At 30.8% G+C, this 16453-nt stretch carries 14 protein-coding genes and 1 pseudogene; 10 read left to right on the forward strand and 5 right to left on the reverse strand.

The window, feature by feature from the left end; all coding sequences use genetic code 11:
• The first annotated feature begins 45 nt into the window (after positions 1-45).
• From BN2665_RS11775 to BN2665_RS11800, 6 genes are all read left to right on the forward strand, one after another.
• The gene (locus tag BN2665_RS11775; protein WP_055667319.1) at positions 46-1467 is read left to right on the forward strand and encodes a serine hydrolase domain-containing protein; all 1422 of its coding nucleotides are present in this window, start codon (positions 46-48) and stop codon (positions 1465-1467) included.
• On the forward strand, positions 1439-3400 hold the full coding sequence (locus BN2665_RS11780) for a hypothetical protein (protein WP_055667320.1): 1962 nt from the start codon (positions 1439-1441) through the stop codon (positions 3398-3400). Before BN2665_RS11775 ends, BN2665_RS11780 begins: the two co-directional genes overlap by 29 nt.
• Before the next feature lie 57 nt (positions 3401-3457).
• On the forward strand, positions 3458-4210 hold the full coding sequence (locus BN2665_RS11785) for a MurR/RpiR family transcriptional regulator (RefSeq protein WP_055667321.1): 753 nt from the start codon (positions 3458-3460) through the stop codon (positions 4208-4210).
• A 183-nt stretch (positions 4211-4393) separates the two neighbouring features.
• The gene (locus BN2665_RS11790; protein WP_055667322.1) at positions 4394-5950 is read left to right on the forward strand and encodes a PTS transporter subunit EIIC; all 1557 of its coding nucleotides are present in this window, start codon (positions 4394-4396) and stop codon (positions 5948-5950) included.
• Between the two features lie 31 nt (positions 5951-5981).
• Positions 5982-7304, forward strand: coding sequence for a family 4 glycosyl hydrolase (locus BN2665_RS11795; RefSeq protein ID WP_055667323.1), 1323 nt, complete (start codon positions 5982-5984; stop codon positions 7302-7304).
• A 171-nt stretch (positions 7305-7475) separates the two neighbouring features.
• Positions 7476-8120, forward strand: a complete 645-nt coding sequence (locus tag BN2665_RS11800) for a superoxide dismutase (RefSeq protein WP_055667324.1) — start codon at positions 7476-7478, stop codon at positions 8118-8120.
• A gap of 63 nt (positions 8121-8183) precedes the next feature.
• On the opposite strand, the gene BN2665_RS27005 is transcribed toward BN2665_RS11800, so the two are convergent.
• Complete coding sequence (locus BN2665_RS27005; RefSeq protein ID WP_154674934.1) at positions 8184-8663, reverse strand: hypothetical protein; 480 nt, start codon at positions 8661-8663, stop codon at positions 8184-8186.
• 216 nt (positions 8664-8879) lie between these two features.
• Between BN2665_RS27005 and BN2665_RS11810 the strand changes: the two are divergent.
• Both BN2665_RS11810 and BN2665_RS11815 read left to right on the forward strand, forming a co-directional pair.
• A pseudogene (locus BN2665_RS11810) lies at positions 8880-9596 on the forward strand (DNA polymerase Y family protein); the annotation flags it as partial.
• A 222-nt stretch (positions 9597-9818) separates the two neighbouring features.
• Positions 9819-10577 carry a site-specific integrase gene (locus BN2665_RS11815; protein WP_055667325.1) on the forward strand — a complete coding sequence of 253 codons (759 nt, stop codon included), beginning with the start codon at positions 9819-9821 and terminating at the stop codon, positions 10575-10577.
• A 665-nt stretch (positions 10578-11242) separates the two neighbouring features.
• Here BN2665_RS11815 and BN2665_RS11820 read toward each other — a convergent pair.
• Both BN2665_RS11820 and BN2665_RS11825 read right to left on the reverse strand, forming a co-directional pair.
• Entirely contained in the window at positions 11243-12847 is a 1605-nt protein-coding gene (locus tag BN2665_RS11820; RefSeq protein ID WP_055668382.1) for an IS1182 family transposase, read from the reverse strand.
• 216 nt (positions 12848-13063) lie between these two features.
• The gene (locus BN2665_RS11825; protein ID WP_055667326.1) at positions 13064-13258 is read right to left on the reverse strand and encodes a BhlA/UviB family holin-like peptide; all 195 of its coding nucleotides are present in this window, start codon (positions 13256-13258) and stop codon (positions 13064-13066) included.
• A 313-nt stretch (positions 13259-13571) separates the two neighbouring features.
• Between BN2665_RS11825 and BN2665_RS11830 the strand changes: the two genes are divergently transcribed.
• On the forward strand, positions 13572-14045 hold the full coding sequence (locus BN2665_RS11830) for a hypothetical protein (RefSeq protein WP_055667327.1): 474 nt from the start codon (positions 13572-13574) through the stop codon (positions 14043-14045).
• Positions 14046-14166: 121 nt separating this feature from the next.
• Here the strand turns inward: BN2665_RS11830 and BN2665_RS11835 are convergent, their stop codons facing one another.
• Both BN2665_RS11835 and BN2665_RS11840 read right to left on the reverse strand, forming a co-directional pair.
• Entirely contained in the window at positions 14167-14697 is a 531-nt protein-coding gene (locus tag BN2665_RS11835; protein ID WP_055667328.1) for an N-acetylmuramoyl-L-alanine amidase, read from the reverse strand.
• A gap of 164 nt (positions 14698-14861) precedes the next feature.
• Positions 14862-15428, reverse strand: coding sequence for a sigma-70 family RNA polymerase sigma factor (locus tag BN2665_RS11840; protein WP_055667329.1), 567 nt, complete (start codon positions 15426-15428; stop codon positions 14862-14864).
• 744 nt (positions 15429-16172) lie between these two features.
• Here BN2665_RS11840 and BN2665_RS27580 point away from each other — a divergent pair.
• Positions 16173-16343 (forward strand): hypothetical protein, encoded by a 171-nt coding sequence (locus tag BN2665_RS27580; RefSeq protein WP_242865943.1) that lies wholly within the window; start codon positions 16173-16175, stop codon positions 16341-16343.
• Positions 16344-16453: the final 110 nt, after the last annotated feature.

A 16453-nucleotide genomic window follows, 5' to 3' on the forward strand; every position in this document is an offset into this window, starting at 1 on the left:
AAGCTTTATTTAATAAATTAATAGATGTAAAAGGGGAGATTATATATGGAAACCAAAAATCAAATAATAGAAAATTTAGATAAAGTAATCAATGAATATATGGCAAAACAGCCTATTCCAGGCTTAGCCGTGGGTGTGGTTTATGATAATGAAGTCATTTATACAAAGGGATTTGGTGTAAAAAACATAGAAACTAAAGAGCCAGTAAATGAATACTCACTATTCCATATGGCCTCAGTATCAAAAACCTTTGTGGCTACAGGAATAATGCAATTAGTAGAGCAAGGTAAAATTAAGCTAGACTCATACCTCATAGAGTATTTACCTTATTTTGAACTTAAAGATGATAGGTATAAGAAAATCACTATTCGTCAGATGCTAAACCATATATCAGGTATGCCGGATGAAGAGGGCTATGAATGGAATAAGCCACAGTATGATGAGGAGGCACTAGAAAGATATGTTAGAAATTTAAAAGATAAAGGGTTGATGTGGGAACCAGGAGAAAAATTTGCTTACAGCAATATTGCCTTTGAAATATTAGGAGATGCTATTGCAAAGGCTTCCGGAATGTCCTTTGAAGATTATATGAAGGAGCATATTTTAAATGTTCTTCAAATGAAAGAAAGTAATTTTTTAAAGCCTTTAGTTTCAAAAGAGTTACTTACAGCTCCTCATGTTTTAGATTTTGAGAAGGGATATAGAGTAAAAGTTAGTGAAGTTTTTCCTTATAATCGTGCACATGGTCCGAGCTCTACTTTATGCTCAAACGTAGTGGAATTGTGTAATTATGCCATTGCTTATATAAATGAAGGAAGATTTCAAGAAACTAAGATATTAGAACCTCAAAGTTACTCAGAACTATGGAGAGAACAAGCAGCTACAGGCTGGGCTGGATATACATCAGAAGTTGGATTAGCCTGGTTTTTAGGAGAATATAAAGGGGTTAAAGCTAGATCTCATAGTGGTTGTGACACGGGATTTTTAAGCAATTTAGTTATTTTACCTGAAATTAAAGCAGCAGTAGCTCTAATGATGAACTGTGATTATGGTCCAATTAATTATATAGGCTCAAACATTATGGACATAGTTTTAGGCCATAAAGCTTCAGGTATAAAAGAGAATCTTGCTAATTATACTCTAGAAATAATGCTTAATAAAGATTTTGAAACTGCAATGAAGGAATGTAGTTTAATAAAAGAAGCAGCATTGGAAGCTTATTATGTTAATGCAGATAGTTTTTATTATATTGCTTATGAACTATTAGAGAGGAAGAAAATTAAAGAGGCTATTGAATTATTAAAAATATCAATTATGCTGTTCCCAGAAAAATCAGGTCTATACCATGCTTTAGGAGATATGTATCTGGAAAGTGGACATAAGGAATTAGCTTTAGATAGTTACAGGAAGTCAGTAGAATTAAATCCTGATAATATGAATGGTAAAAAGAAAGTCTGTAAGGCTTGAGTATATCTTAAGTAATTTTAATTTTTACAATGAAGTAATTCAAGTAAAAGTAAAGCTTAAGAATGGAAAAGAGGTATTATTTGAAAAAGAACTGACAGCGCCTTTGAAAGGAAGAGAGGGAAGATTTGGCGGAAAAACAGAGGAATTCTATATAGTGGCCAATGGCTTATACTCAGCAAAGCTAAACGAAGAAAATAAAATATCAATACAAGCCTTTGGGATGCATGAAAGAGGCAGCCATATATGTTATCCAATGCTGGGAAGGCCTTTTTCAGAGGAGTTTTCAAATATAAGTCCTAATAGTATAGAACATTATGAGGAAAAGGATAAAATTCTATTAAAAACAACTTTTGTCTCTGAGACCTACAAAGATATCAGGATAGAATCAATATTAAAGCTTTCTCAAAATGGCATAGCAGAGCATTATTATGAAGTCTATAATGATGGAATATACGAAACGGCTAATGAAATTTGCTTATCTCAAAATTTATTTATGAAATTGACTAGAGCTATTTTACCATTAAAGCATAAGTTTATTGAAAGTACAGATTCTAGTTCTGAATGGATAGAAGATTTCAATTTTGATGACTTAACAGAAAACTGGGTATATGTAAGAAATATAGGGGAAAGCTTAGGACTATGCTGGCATAAGGACTTACAAGTTAAATCAAATGGACGGCAGATAGTATTTGAACATGAGCTTGGGAAAATGAAGCCTAAAGAGAAAAAGATTACAAAGCCAATATTTATGGCACTGGATGCCTTTAGGCATTGGAAGGCCTTTAGAAGCTTTGCTTTAGAGAAAAGTGATGAAAATAATTTAGTATTAAGCAACTCTCTTGAAATGATCGTTAATGAAGGCAATCCTTTTGTAAAAGAAAGCTTTAGGGTTAAGGTTTCTCAGCACGAAGCTTATTATTTAGAAGGTGAGTACTCTATAAGCTCCAAGAATAAAAACTTCGAAAAAATTACTAATATTATAAGTGAAGAAAATAAAGCTTTCGAAACAGAGTTTCAACCTGCTTTAAACAAGGAAGTTGAAAGAGATATTTTAAATTTAGAAATAGACACTGACAATATTTATTCAGAAGAGAATAAGATGATATTTAAAATTGTGAACAATTCCTGTAATTCAAAAATAATTCAAGAGCAGGGGCATAAAATATACACTGTAAGTAACGGTATTATGGAAATTAAAGTCTGTGATACCTTTAGTCCTGTACTATATTCCTTAAAATATAATAATCATGAATGGCTTGAAAGTTCCTTCCCCACGCCAAAACCAAAATCCTGGTTTAATCCTTGGCTTGGGGGAATTGTAACCTTACCAGAAGAGCTAAGTTTTAGGTCAGTTTTAGAGGAAAATATACAGGCAGATTTTGTGGCCATTGAAGATAACTTCAAAAATAAATGGGAAGGTATTAAAGTAAAACTTCAAATAAAAAGCAATGAATACTTTAAGGGATTAGAGGTGAATCAATATTATTTAATGCTGCCAGGAGTTCCAGTATTATGTCATACCGCAGAAATAGTGCAAAATACGGGTAAGCTTATAAGCTTTGAGCCTTTTGAATGTTTATCCTTCTTTAATTTTGATGAAAGCCCTAAGAACAATTGGGTAAAATTAAAGAATTCAAAAGGAACCTTTGATAAATATAAAGTAGGCGGAGAGGCTATGGATATTTTGGCATCTTCATCATTATTATATGGAACTAACAACTTAAAAGATAAAATACAGCTTTATTCGAATAAGGATGAAACAATAAGCTATGGTTTTGTAAATATGTATGATACAGCGGCTATAAATCTGAGACTTATACACCTAGAACATGGCACAATAAAATTTATTTCACCAGACTTTTATATATTTACCGAGGGCTATATAGAAGATGAGCTTTTAAAAGATTTAAAAAACATTGCTTTTTCTTTTTAATATAGTAAAATATTTTTAATAAAGCATTTATGTTAACTTTTAGAGAGTAGGGATTATATGGAGAATTTAGCTAAAAGATTCAGTACATTAACCAATAGTGAACAAAAGGTATTTACCTATGTTTATTCACATCAAGAAGAAATAATAAAAATGAAGATAAGTGATTTGGCTAAAAAAACCTATACCTCTAAAACTGTGATTATTAATCTATCTCAAAAGCTGGGGTTTGAAGGTTTTTCAGATTTAAAGTATTATTTGAAGTCAAATAGTAATAAAGATAAAGATATAAAATTTGCAGAGGATCTACAATATAATATAAAGCAAAATATTGATAAAACCTTTGCTGTAATAGATATTGATAAATATAAGAAAATTTCTGAAGAGATTATTAAGGCAAATATCGTTTACGTTTTTGCTAGAGGAACAAGCAAAGCTACTGCAGATTATTTAAACCACCTGCTTTTGACAATAGGTATAAAATGTATCTTTATTAGAGACTATAATTTGATTACATTAGTGAGCAATTCACTTAGTAGTCAAGAGGCCGTTATTTTGATTTCTTTGTCTGGAAATACTGAAAAAATTTTGGAAGTAGCTAATATTGCAAAGGTAAAAGGGGCTAAGATAATATCCATAACTTCTTTTGGAGCTAATGAACTAGAGAAGCTTAGTGATTATACCCTACACTGCGTATCAGATGATACAAAAACAAAGTTTAATGATAGCTTGTCTAGAATAGGCATGTTTGTAGTAATTGAGATTTTAGTCAACTCCATTAAAGAATTTAATAAAAATAACTCACTTTTATAGGTGGGTTATTTTTTATGACCTAGTTCATTTCTTGTGACCTAGGGATATATAAAGGAAAATAGTATCATGCAGAATTATTGTAAGGCGATTTAAATATATGTAAAATAGTTTTTGTAAAGAGTGCTCTTTTATTAAACGTATTCATAAGTTAATAAATTTAAATTGATTAATGGGGGAAGTGAAATGTCAAAAGATTTTAGTCAAAAGATACAAAGATTTGGTAGAACGCTATTGCTGCCAATTGCTGTTATGGCTCCTGTGGGAATGATATTAGGTATAACAGGTGCTTTAGTTCAATCCTATATGATAGCTAGATTTCCGTTTTTAGGGAATCATGTCCTAAATACTATTTTAGTTAATTTAAGGACTATAGCTAGTGCAATTTTTGATAATATTCCATTAATGTTTGCTATGGGTGTTGCCTATGGTATGTCTAAAAAAGACAAGGGAATATCAGTATTTGCATCAGTTATCGGATATCTTATTTTAATAATATCTATGAACGTGTGGTTAGTTGTTACTGGAAAACTAGCGGATCCAGCAGTTATGAGCCAGTATGGACAAATAAAGGTTCTAGGAATACAGACAATGAATATAAACGCACTAGGCGGGATTATTACTGGTCTAGTTGCTGCTTGGGCTACAGATAAATTTTACAAGCTTGAGCTACCTATTGCTTTTGCATTCTTCTCTGGTAAGAAATCAGTACCTATAATTACAATGGGCATAATGATGGCTATAGGATTAGTAATACCATTTATATGGGAAATATTTGTGGCCTTATTAACTAAGCTATCAGTGGTAATTTTAAGCCCTGTAGGTCCTTTCTTTACGGCGGCAGGAGAGAGATTATTTATACCTTTTGGTCTTCATCATCTATGGAATGCATTGTTTAGATTTACTGAGGCTGGAGGAACTTACGTAATAGATGGACAAAATTTTGTTGGTGTAGTTCCAACATTAAATCAAGTATTATTTAAACTAGGTCCTAGTAGCGAATATTGGAGCATGATGCCTTCTTTAACAAGATTCATGGCTCAGCAGCAAATGCTTTGTACTTTATTCGCATTTCCAGCTATAGCTTTAGCGATGTATAAAACCTCTTACAAGGAAAACAAGAAATTAGTTAAATCTTTAATGGTTACATGTGTATTAACGGCATTATTAGGTAATGTTACAGAACCATTAGAATTCTCTTTTGTTTTTATTGCGCCATTATTATATGTAATTTATGCAGTAATCATAGGTTTAGGCGCTGTGGCTCTTTCCTTTGCAGGGGTAGCCATAGGATATATAAGAGGAACTATATTTGACTTTGCAATCTTTGGATTGCTATATGAAAAAACAAATTGGATAAGTTTTATAATCATTGGTTTAATTTTAGCGGTGGTAATTTACTTTGTATTCACCTGGGCAATTATAAAATTTGATTTGAAAACTCCAGGAAGGGAAGATTCTCCATCAACAGATAATGCTCTTATAAGAGAAAAGAAATATAATGAAATAGCAAAAATAGTAGTACAAGCTTTGGGTGGAAAATCAAATATAAGCAATGTTGATAACTGTATAACTCGTTTAAGAATAGATTTAGAAGATGTTAAGCTAGTTGATCGTAAGCTTTTAGAAACTTCAGGATGCACAGGAGTATTTTTCCCAGCAGCTAAGCATATTCATATAGTTTATGGACCATTGGTTGAGTTTGTTAGAAATGAAGTTGATGAAGTGCTACAAAGATCATAGAAGCTAGCAGTAAACGTATAAGGAGGAACACATGAGAAGCAGCAATATAATAACCATAACAGGAGCAGGAAGTGCTAGAACTCCAGCATTAGTGGGAAGTTTAGTTAAATTAAAGGAAAGATTTCCTTTAAAGAAGATTATTTTTTATGATATAGATATGGAAAGAACCTCAAAGATGGAGGACTATATAAGATTAGTTTTAAAGACATATTTTCCAGAAACAGAGGTTTTATTCACTACAGATCCAGATGTGGCATATAAAAATACTGACTTTGTATTCTGTCAGATGCGTGTTGGAAAAAATGAGATGAGGAGTCTAGATGAGAAGATTCCATTAAAGTATGGACTAGTAGGTCAGGAAACCTGCGGACCAGGAGGCTTCGCCTATGGCATGAGATCCTTAGGTGATATGATAGAAATGGTTAATCAGGTACGTAAACATTCAAAGGATACCTGGATATTAAATTATACGAATCCGGCGGCTATAGTAGCTTTAGGTCTAGATAAGGTGTTTCCTGATGATAAAAGAATTTTAAATCTATGCGATCAGCCATACTCCCTTATGAGATCCTTTGCAAAAATTTTAGGTGTAGAGCAAAGTATTTTAAGAGCCACCTACTTTGGACTTAATCATTTTGGATGGTTTACAGAGCTTAAAGGCACTGATGGAGTGGATTACTATGAAAGTCTAAAAACCTATTTAAGAGATTATGATTTTAAGCCTTATAATGCAGAGCAACGCTCAAAATCTTGGCTTGACACTTATTTAAGAGTAAATAAATATATGAATTTCTTTGATGAGTATATACCAACTACCTATTTACAATATTATTTCTTTTCAGAGGAAATAGTAGCAGAAAGCGATCCTAATTATACAAGGGCTGATGAAGCAAAGGACAGTAGAGAAAAAGAAGTTTGGGACATATGTTCAAAAGCTATAGGAACTGACTCTATCGAAGATATTGAAATAATAACAAACAGCGTCTTTGGAGATTTAATGGTAGAGCTAGCGGAATCTATAGCCTACGATTTACACAATGAATTTATACTTATGAGCAGAAATAACGACATTATAACAAACTTTAGTAAAGATGCTATTGTTGAGGTTGCAGGTACAGTAGGTAAAGATGGGGCTAACCCTTACAAATATGGAAACATAAAGCCTTTTTATAAGGGATTGATGGAGGCTCAGCATGCTTACGAACTCTTAACCGTTGAAGCATTTTTAGAAAAGAACTATACGAAGGCTTTACAGGCTCTAACCTTAAATAGGACAGTAGTAAACCCAGAAAAGGCTAAAGCTGTATTAGATGACTTAATGGAAGCAAATAAGGATTACTGGTATTTAAGTTAATAATTATAAACATAAAAGTTTGTATAGTAAAAATAGTAGCAGCATTTTTGTTGCTGCTATTTTTTATATTTTTATCTTCTAAGCGAAAAATAATTACTTGATAGTTAAAAGCTGAACCTTCGAAGAGATATTATCATATTATGTAATAGTATATTTAAGAGAGGTGATTTAATGAGTAATATTAAGCCTGAAATTTTTGACTTAAAATCAATAAAAGGTATTTCTAAGAGGCAGCTTGATGATCATTACAAATTGTATGTTGGATACGTAAATAAATTAAATGAAATTTGGAATACCCCATATATACCTAGTAATTATACTGATAGCAATACCACTTATTCTAAAATGCGTAGCTTAAAGCTTGGAGAAACATATGCACTAAACGGAGCAAAGCTTCATGAGCTTTATTTTCAGAATATGACTGGTGGAAATAATACTCCTCACGGTGCAGTACTTAACGCCATAGTAGAACAATTTTCTTCCTATGATAATTTTCTCAGTTACCTTACAAATGTGGGATTATCTATGAGAGGATGGGCAGTTCTTTCCATTGATTCAATTGATAACAAGTTACACATAATAGGAAGCGATTTGCATGATACCGGGGCTGTGTGGCTCTCTTATCCAATATTGGTCATGGATCTTTATGAACATGCATATTTCATGGACTTTGGAACAGACAAAGCAAAATATATTTCCACATTCATTCAAAATATAAATTGGGGAGTGCTAAATGATAGATTCAAAAAATGCATTTCTACAATACAACCTGTGAAGGTGAAAGCATATAGGAATTATCCATTTGACTTTTTTTAAAACTCTTATATAAAATAAATAATAACTGCAGAAAAACTGCAGTTATTATTTATTTTATATGGTTTAGTAGAAATCATCATAATAGTCATCGTCATAATCATCATAATCATCATAATCATCATAAAAGTCATCGTAATAAGGCCATGGACCTGGACCGAAGAAGAAGAATGGTCTAAAGAAAGGACGACGACCATGCCCTGGGAAGAATCCTCCATGTCCTGGGAAAAATCCTCCGTGGCCATGACCAAATCCTCCGTGGCCAGGTCCGAAACCACCATGACCAAAGCCTCCACCGTGTCCAAAGCCGCCGCCGAAACCTCCACCATGTCCAAAACCGCCGCCATGACCGCCAACAGGTCTATAATCGGACCTAGCCATATTTTCTTCTTCACGATTCATATAGGGATACATTCCGTAAGGTGACATCATTGGACAGTAATGCACGAAAGGATAAGAGTTAAAATCCTTATAATTATCACGGTACTTATTACGTTCCTCAGCTAGGTCATCACTATTGTTTAGACTATCGTTTTCATAATACATTTATATACCTCCGAGTAATTTAGCTACAATATTAGAATATGCGGTGCTTGTAAAAATGTGAAATAACCTTAAAGATAAGAGGAATTTATAAAAGTCACCATAAAAAATAAATTGTGATTTGAATAAAACCAAACAAATGTGCGTATAATTATATTGACACAAACATAAGTTCGTCATATTATATTATTAAATACTTGTGGAAAAGGAATGTTTATTATGAATTATAAGCATAGAAATCTAATATTTCACATTGATGCTAATTCTGCATATTTGTCATGGGAATCTACCTATAGGTTGCAGCATGGAGATAAGATTGATTTAAGAACACTGCCTTCAGTAATAGGTGGAGACCCTGTAACTAGGCATGGAATAGTCCTAGCAAAAAGTACACTAGCAAAAAAGTATAATATAAAGACTGGAGAAGCTATATATTCAGCAAAGCAAAAGTGCCCCGGATTAATAATAGTACCACCACGTTATGACTTATATATGATGTGCAGTTCTGCAATGCATGAGATATTACAGGAATACACTCCATTAATACAAAGATTTTCTATAGATGAAAGCTTTTTAGATCTTAGCAACACTAAACATTTACATTCCGGCCCTGTAGATTTGGCTCATAAAATAAAAGATAGAATAAAAAAGGAACTTGGATTTACAGTAAATATAGGAATCTCTTCAAATAAACTTTTGGCTAAAATGGCAGGAGATTTAAAGAAGCCAGATATGGTTCATACACTTTTTCCTGAAGAGATAAAAGAAAAAATGTGGACTCTATCAGTTCAGGACTTGTTCATGGTAGGAAGAGCTACTTTACCTAAGTTAAATAAGCTTAATATATACTCTATAGGTGATTTAGCAACATATGATTTAAATGTTTTAATGGTAGCATTAAAAAGCCAAGGTAAATTAATTTGGGAGTATGCCAATTTATCATGAACTGATATTATGTACCACAGAGTTAAGACCTTGATACATAAGGACTTTTTTATTTTGTAATCAATATTTAAAATGGTACAGTTTTTTGAAAAAATATTTAGATGTGATAAGACAGTGAGAACGAATGTTCTTGTATTTTTTTACCTTGAGATGTATAATATTACTATCATGATTTTAAGAGTGTGCTATTTTTCTTGGAAGGAGACTACTCTAGTGATAGTTTTAAGAGAATACAAAAGAGGTAATGAAACTTATTACAAGTTACACTTAATTGACGAAACAGGCAAGGATACAGCAATAAACGAATATTATTGTAAATCAGCTTCTAAAGAGGTTGATGGTAAGACCTATTGGATACTGTTCGATAGCAATATGAGAGTGATTGAAACTGCATTTGATTTTTTAAATTACCATCGTATAGATGAATTGAAGCCTAACACAAAGAAACAGCATATGCAGGCGTTGAAGTTACTATTCTGTTATCAGGACATGATAAAAAAGGATCTAAGAAAATTTTCTCAGGATGAATTCACAAGGTTTAAGGCATTTCTAAAAGGAATAAGTATATCTGGAGCAGTGTTCTCTTTTGAGCTAAAGACACGGAGAGGACCTGAGACAATAAACAATTATTTGTTGGCTTATAGAGATTATTTTAACTTTTTAGGTTGCACCAATCATTTTTTACATGATGTAACTACAAAGAATTTTGCCATAACCATAAATGATGTGAATGTTCATGTCACAAAAGATATACAAAAACATAATGAGAAAAAACCAAAGGAAGTTATAGAAGTACCTCGGTACATATCTGTTGATGAGATGAATAGAATCCTTACGGTGATAAGGAAAGATTACACCCGTAGAGATGAACTTATTGTACGCATAATGTATGAGTCTGGATTAAGAATTGGCGAAGTTCTAGGTTCTAAATTATATTATATTATATTAAGGCAGAAAGGTAAAGGATTTTAAAGGAATTTATTGGACAATATTGGACTCTTAATATAAATCTAGTTTATATCTAAACTCCGCTTCCAAAATTTTTTTCACATATTTTTGCCTTTACTCCTTCATTTTTTCATACCATTTTTATTTATCATTATATCGAAGAAATAGATACTTACATATGTTTAGAGTGTGGATTATGAGTAAAAAATTATAAAGAATTATTCAAGGAGGTTGAGAATGAGTTTAAAAAAGAAATTTATCTTTACGATACTATATTCCTACCTAAAGATTGGAGTGAATCTGGAGTAAAGGCATATTTTAGAAAAGACTTTGAATATTCTATAAATGAATTTAAATAGCAGGATGAGAAATATGAAAGAAGAAAGATTTAATATTTTAGATGGAGATTGTATTAATTGTATTCATATGAAACATGGTTAATGTGAATATGGTAATAATGATAGATGTGAGGATTGGGAAGAGAAAGTAAAAGATTGATAAATCTGAATTTAAATTTTATAGGGAGTGTCGCAAAACTACTTTAAAAAGTAGTTTGCTCCACTCCTTTTTTGTATTCAAATAAAAATCGATTATAAAAACAGGGCCATTACCCCAAATTTTTATGGATTCTTGATTTTTTGATGCACTTAAATAAGCCTAACACTTTTTTGAGAAATTTTGTCTTACTCTTAGGCTATTTTTACTTCATGAAGATGTTTTTTGCACCTATCATTTTGTATTTTTGAATGCAATTTATTTATATTGAAACCAAAACAAAGAAGAAGGAACTCATTCTTAACACTATTTTTGCCACGTGTTAAGAAACGATTGAATTGGTAGTCATTTTTTAGTACTCCAAAAGCTCCTTCTACTTGAATTGAACGGTTTATCCTTAACATAATACCCTCTGAGGATGTTATGTTTTCAAGGGATATCTGACGCTTTGCTACAAATGTTTTAGATACCTGCATTTTCCTATTTCCTCGTGCTTTTGTACATTTTGCTTTAAACTGGCAGTTACTGCAATCTTCACATTCATAAACAGTTGTCTCTGAACTATAGCCAGTAGCTGAAGTTCTATGGGCTATACCTATCTTTTTCAAATGCTTCCCATTATGGCAGGTATACTCATCTTTTTCTTCGTTATAGGTCATATTTTCACGCTTGCTAATATCCTTCTTAAAGCTTTTCTTCTTCCACTTTTCATAGGTCTGAGGTTTTATGTAGTATTTTTGCCCTTGATTTTCTAGGTAAATATAATTCTCTTCACTTTCATAACCAGAATCAGCAATTATATTTTTATATTTAACTCCTAAGTTTGATTTCATATCATCTAGAAATGGTATTAGTGTAGTAATATCAGCTCTATCCTGAAATATACCAACACCAGTTACATATTCACTTTCTACTCCTATTTGAACATTATAACCTGGTTTTAGCTGTGAGTTGCGCATATGATCATCTTTCATGTGCATAAAAGTTGCATCATGGTCAGTCTTCGAATAACTATTTCTTCCATTGAATATCCCATTATGCATGTTGTATTTCTCTTGACGCTCATAGTAACATTCTAGCTCCTCTTTGAATTTCTGAAGCTTTGATTTGCGCTTACCAATACCATGAACTAGCTCTATATTTTCTTCATTTATCTTTTGATTAATAAAGTCAAGTACTTTCTTAATATCCTGAGCAGTGTTATCCTTTGCGACAGCAAAGTTTGTCATAAAGCTTAAGTTAACAGCTTCAATGCAAGACTGTATCTTCTCAAACATCTTGCTTTCATTTTTATTAACAACTTTTTTCCATACAAAAGTGTAGCGATTAGCATTTGCTTCAATTTTCGTTCCATCTACAAAAAGATTCTCAAAATTGATTTCTCCTATACTATGAAGATATTGAACTAGCTGATAAAACAAGTCTTCCACTGCTTCTGATAAATATTCTTTTCTAAACCTAGCAATTGTAGCGTGATCCGGTGCTTTCGCGCCTTGAAGTAACCACATGAAGTTAATATCCCTTCTGCATGCTGTTTCAATCTTTCTACTCGAATATATGTTGTTTGAATAAGCATATGTTAATACCTTAAATAGGATTTTAGGTTCCACTGCCGGTTTTCTTCCAACGGAAGAGTACGCCTTGTATAATTTTTCGTAATTTAATCCCTCCAATATTTGGCTAAGCAGGCGGACTGAATCATCCTCAGGTATCAACATTTCAAAATCAAATGGAAGAACCAGTTGATAATATCCATTTGATGAAGTATAATTTTTATGTTGATAATTTGGTTTTTGCATACTATAATTATACAACACTTGCGGTGCCCACGGGCACCGCATTTTAATTTTTCGAACAAAAAAAGAAGCTGCTGCGCAGCTAACTATTTAGTTTAGTTAGTTGTGCAACATCCCCTATAAACGAAATAGAACTTCTTATTTTAGCTTGTATTTGTGCATTTGAATGAATAAGAATGTAGATATGATGTATGATTGTCTAAATATTATATATTAGTATTACTTAAATAATTGCTTTTTTATTTCTTCTATATCATCCTTAATAATTGGCAGAACATTAGTTAGCTCTTTTATTATTGCTTGGTAGTTAGATTCTCTTTTACTGTTTTCTTTTAATACATAAAGCAAAAGATAACAAAACAATAGAGCAAATACTCCTTGGGTAGCCATAATTTTAAACATCTCAGCCTCCATACTTTACCTCCTTTAAATAGTATCTAATCTTAATATAAATAAATTAAATTTAGATGCATTTGTAAACCTACTAAATCTATTTTAAAGAAGTAAGTTAGGGTTAAAATTGTGATGATCTTTAAGATTTGATTGTTAAATTTTTCTTGAAGATTAGTTATTTTACATATATAATATATAAAGGGATATATTGGATATGTGGCTTTAAAGCGTGTTCTATTTTATTAAAACCAAGTATTTCCTTAATAGAAGGTGACTTTCTTGATAATAAAAGGTTACCTTACATACTTAAAAAATATTAAAGGGAGGCAAATTAATGAAAAAAATAGTATCATTATTAATAGTTTTATTGTTAAGCGTATTTTATATAGGATGTGATAAAAAAAGCAATGTACTAAGTACTAATTTAAATGAAAAAGAGACTTCCGTTGTAAATAATATATATATATTAAAAGAAAATAGTTCTAAAACTAAAGCTCCTATTGATAAAGCTTTTTTAAAAAGTTATAATAAAGATGCTAAAGAAGATCTGATAGGTAAAAGTGAGGAGCAGGTAATTAATATATATAAAAAACCGTTTTATGAAATAGCTTATTTAAAAAGCCCTAAAGATATTGAACCTTCACATAAGGCTTTTATATATTTACCAGATTCTAGTGAAGCTAATGCTGATAATTCTGCTTTGACTATAATTTTTAAAGATAATTTAGTGATCAAATATAAAATTGACGACTTTAATGGTTTGCATTACTCTAGTATACCAGATATTTTTAATAATCCAGCTAAATAAAAGTCATATATACTTTGAGTAGCTTTAGGAACTTCATATAATAATTTATATACTTATTAATAACAAAAACAAAAGTTATGAATCTAAACGATTCATAACTTTTGTTTCTATTAACTTCTATTTATGACTCATATATTCCAAGTAATGCAAAAGCATCTTTGATAATTTGAGGCTTTTGAGCATATAAAGAATCACCAGGGCAGTTAGAACTTCCTACATCCCTATGACCAACAATGGTACCGCCATATTGTTGTAAAAGCCAAGCTAATAATTTTACTAGGCTGTTGTGTTGGAGACCTGATATTGGTTTACTCATATAGTTACCTAAACAACAAATTCCTATTTTGTTTTGATTATTATTTTCCACATGAGCACCTTGATAATTTATATCTCTTCCTTCAAAAATTTGTCCATCAACTGATATAAGATAATGGTATCCAATATCAGCCCAACCATTTGACGAACCTTGATGCCATTCTTGGATACTTTTTACTGATCTAGCGGCAGCATCCCCTGTTCCTTCATGTTGAACAGCTTCTGAGTGATGGATTACTAAGTTATTAACGCTATACATTCTTGTCATAGATGAAGTAGGTGCACTTGCGTTCCAACTACTTCTTGGTTTGATATAAGGTTTTGTTACTGTAGCCATATATACATCCTCCTAAAAATAATTTTATATTTTATATCTCTTTACCGGTTAAGAAATATTACAATTAATAAAAAGATTTTTATCTTAAATTTGTAAACTTAATATAAAGTGTTTTATTAATTAATCCTATTTAATTTATTAAAAGCTAATAAAACTAATAAAGTTTAATTAAGTTTTTTAAATTGATCAGTAAAATATGATTCCGAATTGCCATATAAACATACAATTTTATTAAATGCCCTAATTTTCATTCTATTTACAGCTTGTCTAGAAATCTTATATATTTTTGATATTTCTACATCACTATAACCTTTTATATACTTTAGCACTAATATTTCCTTTTCTTTTTTAGTAATGCATTTAAATAAATCATTAATGTATAATTTATCATCTAAGGAATTATTGTAAGAAAAATTATTAGCAATATCTAAATTAAGCTCTACCTCACATTTTTCTATATTCATCTTTTTCTTAGATAAATGTATGTATTTATTTTTTATAGCTTTGTTTATGTATGATACTATATATGCATCTTGAATGAAGGCCTCATTATTAATAGGAAATTTATATACAAGTTCTATGAAAAATAAAGTAAAATCGGATTTTGCATCTTCATAATTAAGTAGCCTAGAATACTTATTTAATAAAGGATTAAATTTATTAATAATTTCTAATAATATATCTTTATTACCATCTTTACACAAATGTATAGATTCGTATAAACTTTTCATATTAAACCTCCAATTTAACACCATTTTTATATTAGAAATGGAAAAAATGTAATAATGTAAACCTTAATATAAAAAATAGTGGTAATAAATATATTAATATGAAGATATATATATAAATTCCATATATGTTTCAAAATTACAATTAATTTTTCCAAAATGTATACATTTCGAAAGAGTTTATATATTCTGAAACAATGCTTTCAAAAGTATTACTTAATTAAATTAAGACATTTCAAAATTGTATATTGTACTTTTGAAAAAAGAACAGGCATAATTTACATATAGAGAGTAATTAACTAATGAGAGAATTTTTTTATGCTAGAGTAGTGGTAGAGATGAAGATACAGATAAACAAATTATTGTAGTCTAGGAGCTCAACATAAGTAAGGAATATATATTTATAGAAGTTGCAAGTGGAAGAGACTTTTTAGGACCTAGATACCAACTCATGAAACTTATGCTTAGAGATAGGAGGTTCTTTATATTAAATCATTAGATAGATTAGGAAGAAATAAACAAATAATCTTAGAAGAATGGGCTAAAATTACACAAAAAACAAGTGGATATAGTAGTATTAGGTATGCCACTACTAGATACACTAAAATATAAAATATACACGGTCTAGAGATTTTAATAAAAGATTTAGTATTGCAGCTGCTAACTTATATGGTAGAAGATAAGCGAAACAAAATAAGAGAGCTCCAATTAGAAGGTATCGAATCAGCTCGTAAAAGGGAGGTTAAATTGGGTAAAAAGAAAAAAGAACCAGAAAGGCAGTTTCCCGAAGTATATACTAGATTGAAGACCTGTCGAATAACCGCTGTAAAGGCTATGAGAATATTAAATTTAAAAACTAACACTTTTTATAGAAAGGTAAGTGAATGTGAAAATATGAATTTTATTAAGCATAATTAAAGTTAATTCAGGACTTTGAGATATAGATGATGACACAAGGAGGATATTGAAGAGTTTGTAAATGAAAATGGTACTATTAACTAGGCAACAGTGGATACAAACGTTAATTC

The sequence above is a fragment of the Desnuesiella massiliensis genome (assembly GCF_001403615.1).
In the GTDB taxonomy this organism is placed as follows: domain Bacteria; phylum Bacillota; class Clostridia; order Clostridiales; family Clostridiaceae; genus Desnuesiella; species Desnuesiella massiliensis.

What these genes read in the sequence shown, in the direction of transcription:
- BN2665_RS11830 (WP_055667327.1), top strand. Translation starts at nt 13,572, where the DNA reads ATGAAAAAAATAGTATCATTATTAATAGTTTTATTGTTAAGCGTATTT.
- BN2665_RS11800 (WP_055667324.1), top strand. Translation starts at nt 7,476, where the DNA reads ATGAGTAATATTAAGCCTGAAATTTTTGACTTAAAATCAATAAAAGGT.
- BN2665_RS11825 (WP_055667326.1), bottom strand. Translation starts at nt 13,258, where the DNA reads ATGGAGGCTGAGATGTTTAAAATTATGGCTACCCAAGGAGTATTTGCT.
- BN2665_RS11790 (WP_055667322.1), top strand. Translation starts at nt 4,394, where the DNA reads ATGTCAAAAGATTTTAGTCAAAAGATACAAAGATTTGGTAGAACGCTA.
- BN2665_RS27005 (WP_154674934.1), bottom strand. Translation starts at nt 8,663, where the DNA reads ATGTATTATGAAAACGATAGTCTAAACAATAGTGATGACCTAGCTGAG.
- BN2665_RS11780 (WP_055667320.1), top strand. Translation starts at nt 1,439, where the DNA reads ATGGTAAAAAGAAAGTCTGTAAGGCTTGAGTATATCTTAAGTAATTTT.
- BN2665_RS11840 (WP_055667329.1), bottom strand. Translation starts at nt 15,428, where the DNA reads ATGAAAAGTTTATACGAATCTATACATTTGTGTAAAGATGGTAATAAA.
- BN2665_RS11785 (WP_055667321.1), top strand. Translation starts at nt 3,458, where the DNA reads ATGGAGAATTTAGCTAAAAGATTCAGTACATTAACCAATAGTGAACAA.
- BN2665_RS11835 (WP_055667328.1), bottom strand. Translation starts at nt 14,697, where the DNA reads ATGGCTACAGTAACAAAACCTTATATCAAACCAAGAAGTAGTTGGAAC.
- BN2665_RS11820 (WP_055668382.1), bottom strand. Translation starts at nt 12,847, where the DNA reads ATGCAAAAACCAAATTATCAACATAAAAATTATACTTCATCAAATGGA.
- BN2665_RS11775 (WP_055667319.1), top strand. Translation starts at nt 46, where the DNA reads ATGGAAACCAAAAATCAAATAATAGAAAATTTAGATAAAGTAATCAAT.
- BN2665_RS11795 (WP_055667323.1), top strand. Translation starts at nt 5,982, where the DNA reads ATGAGAAGCAGCAATATAATAACCATAACAGGAGCAGGAAGTGCTAGA.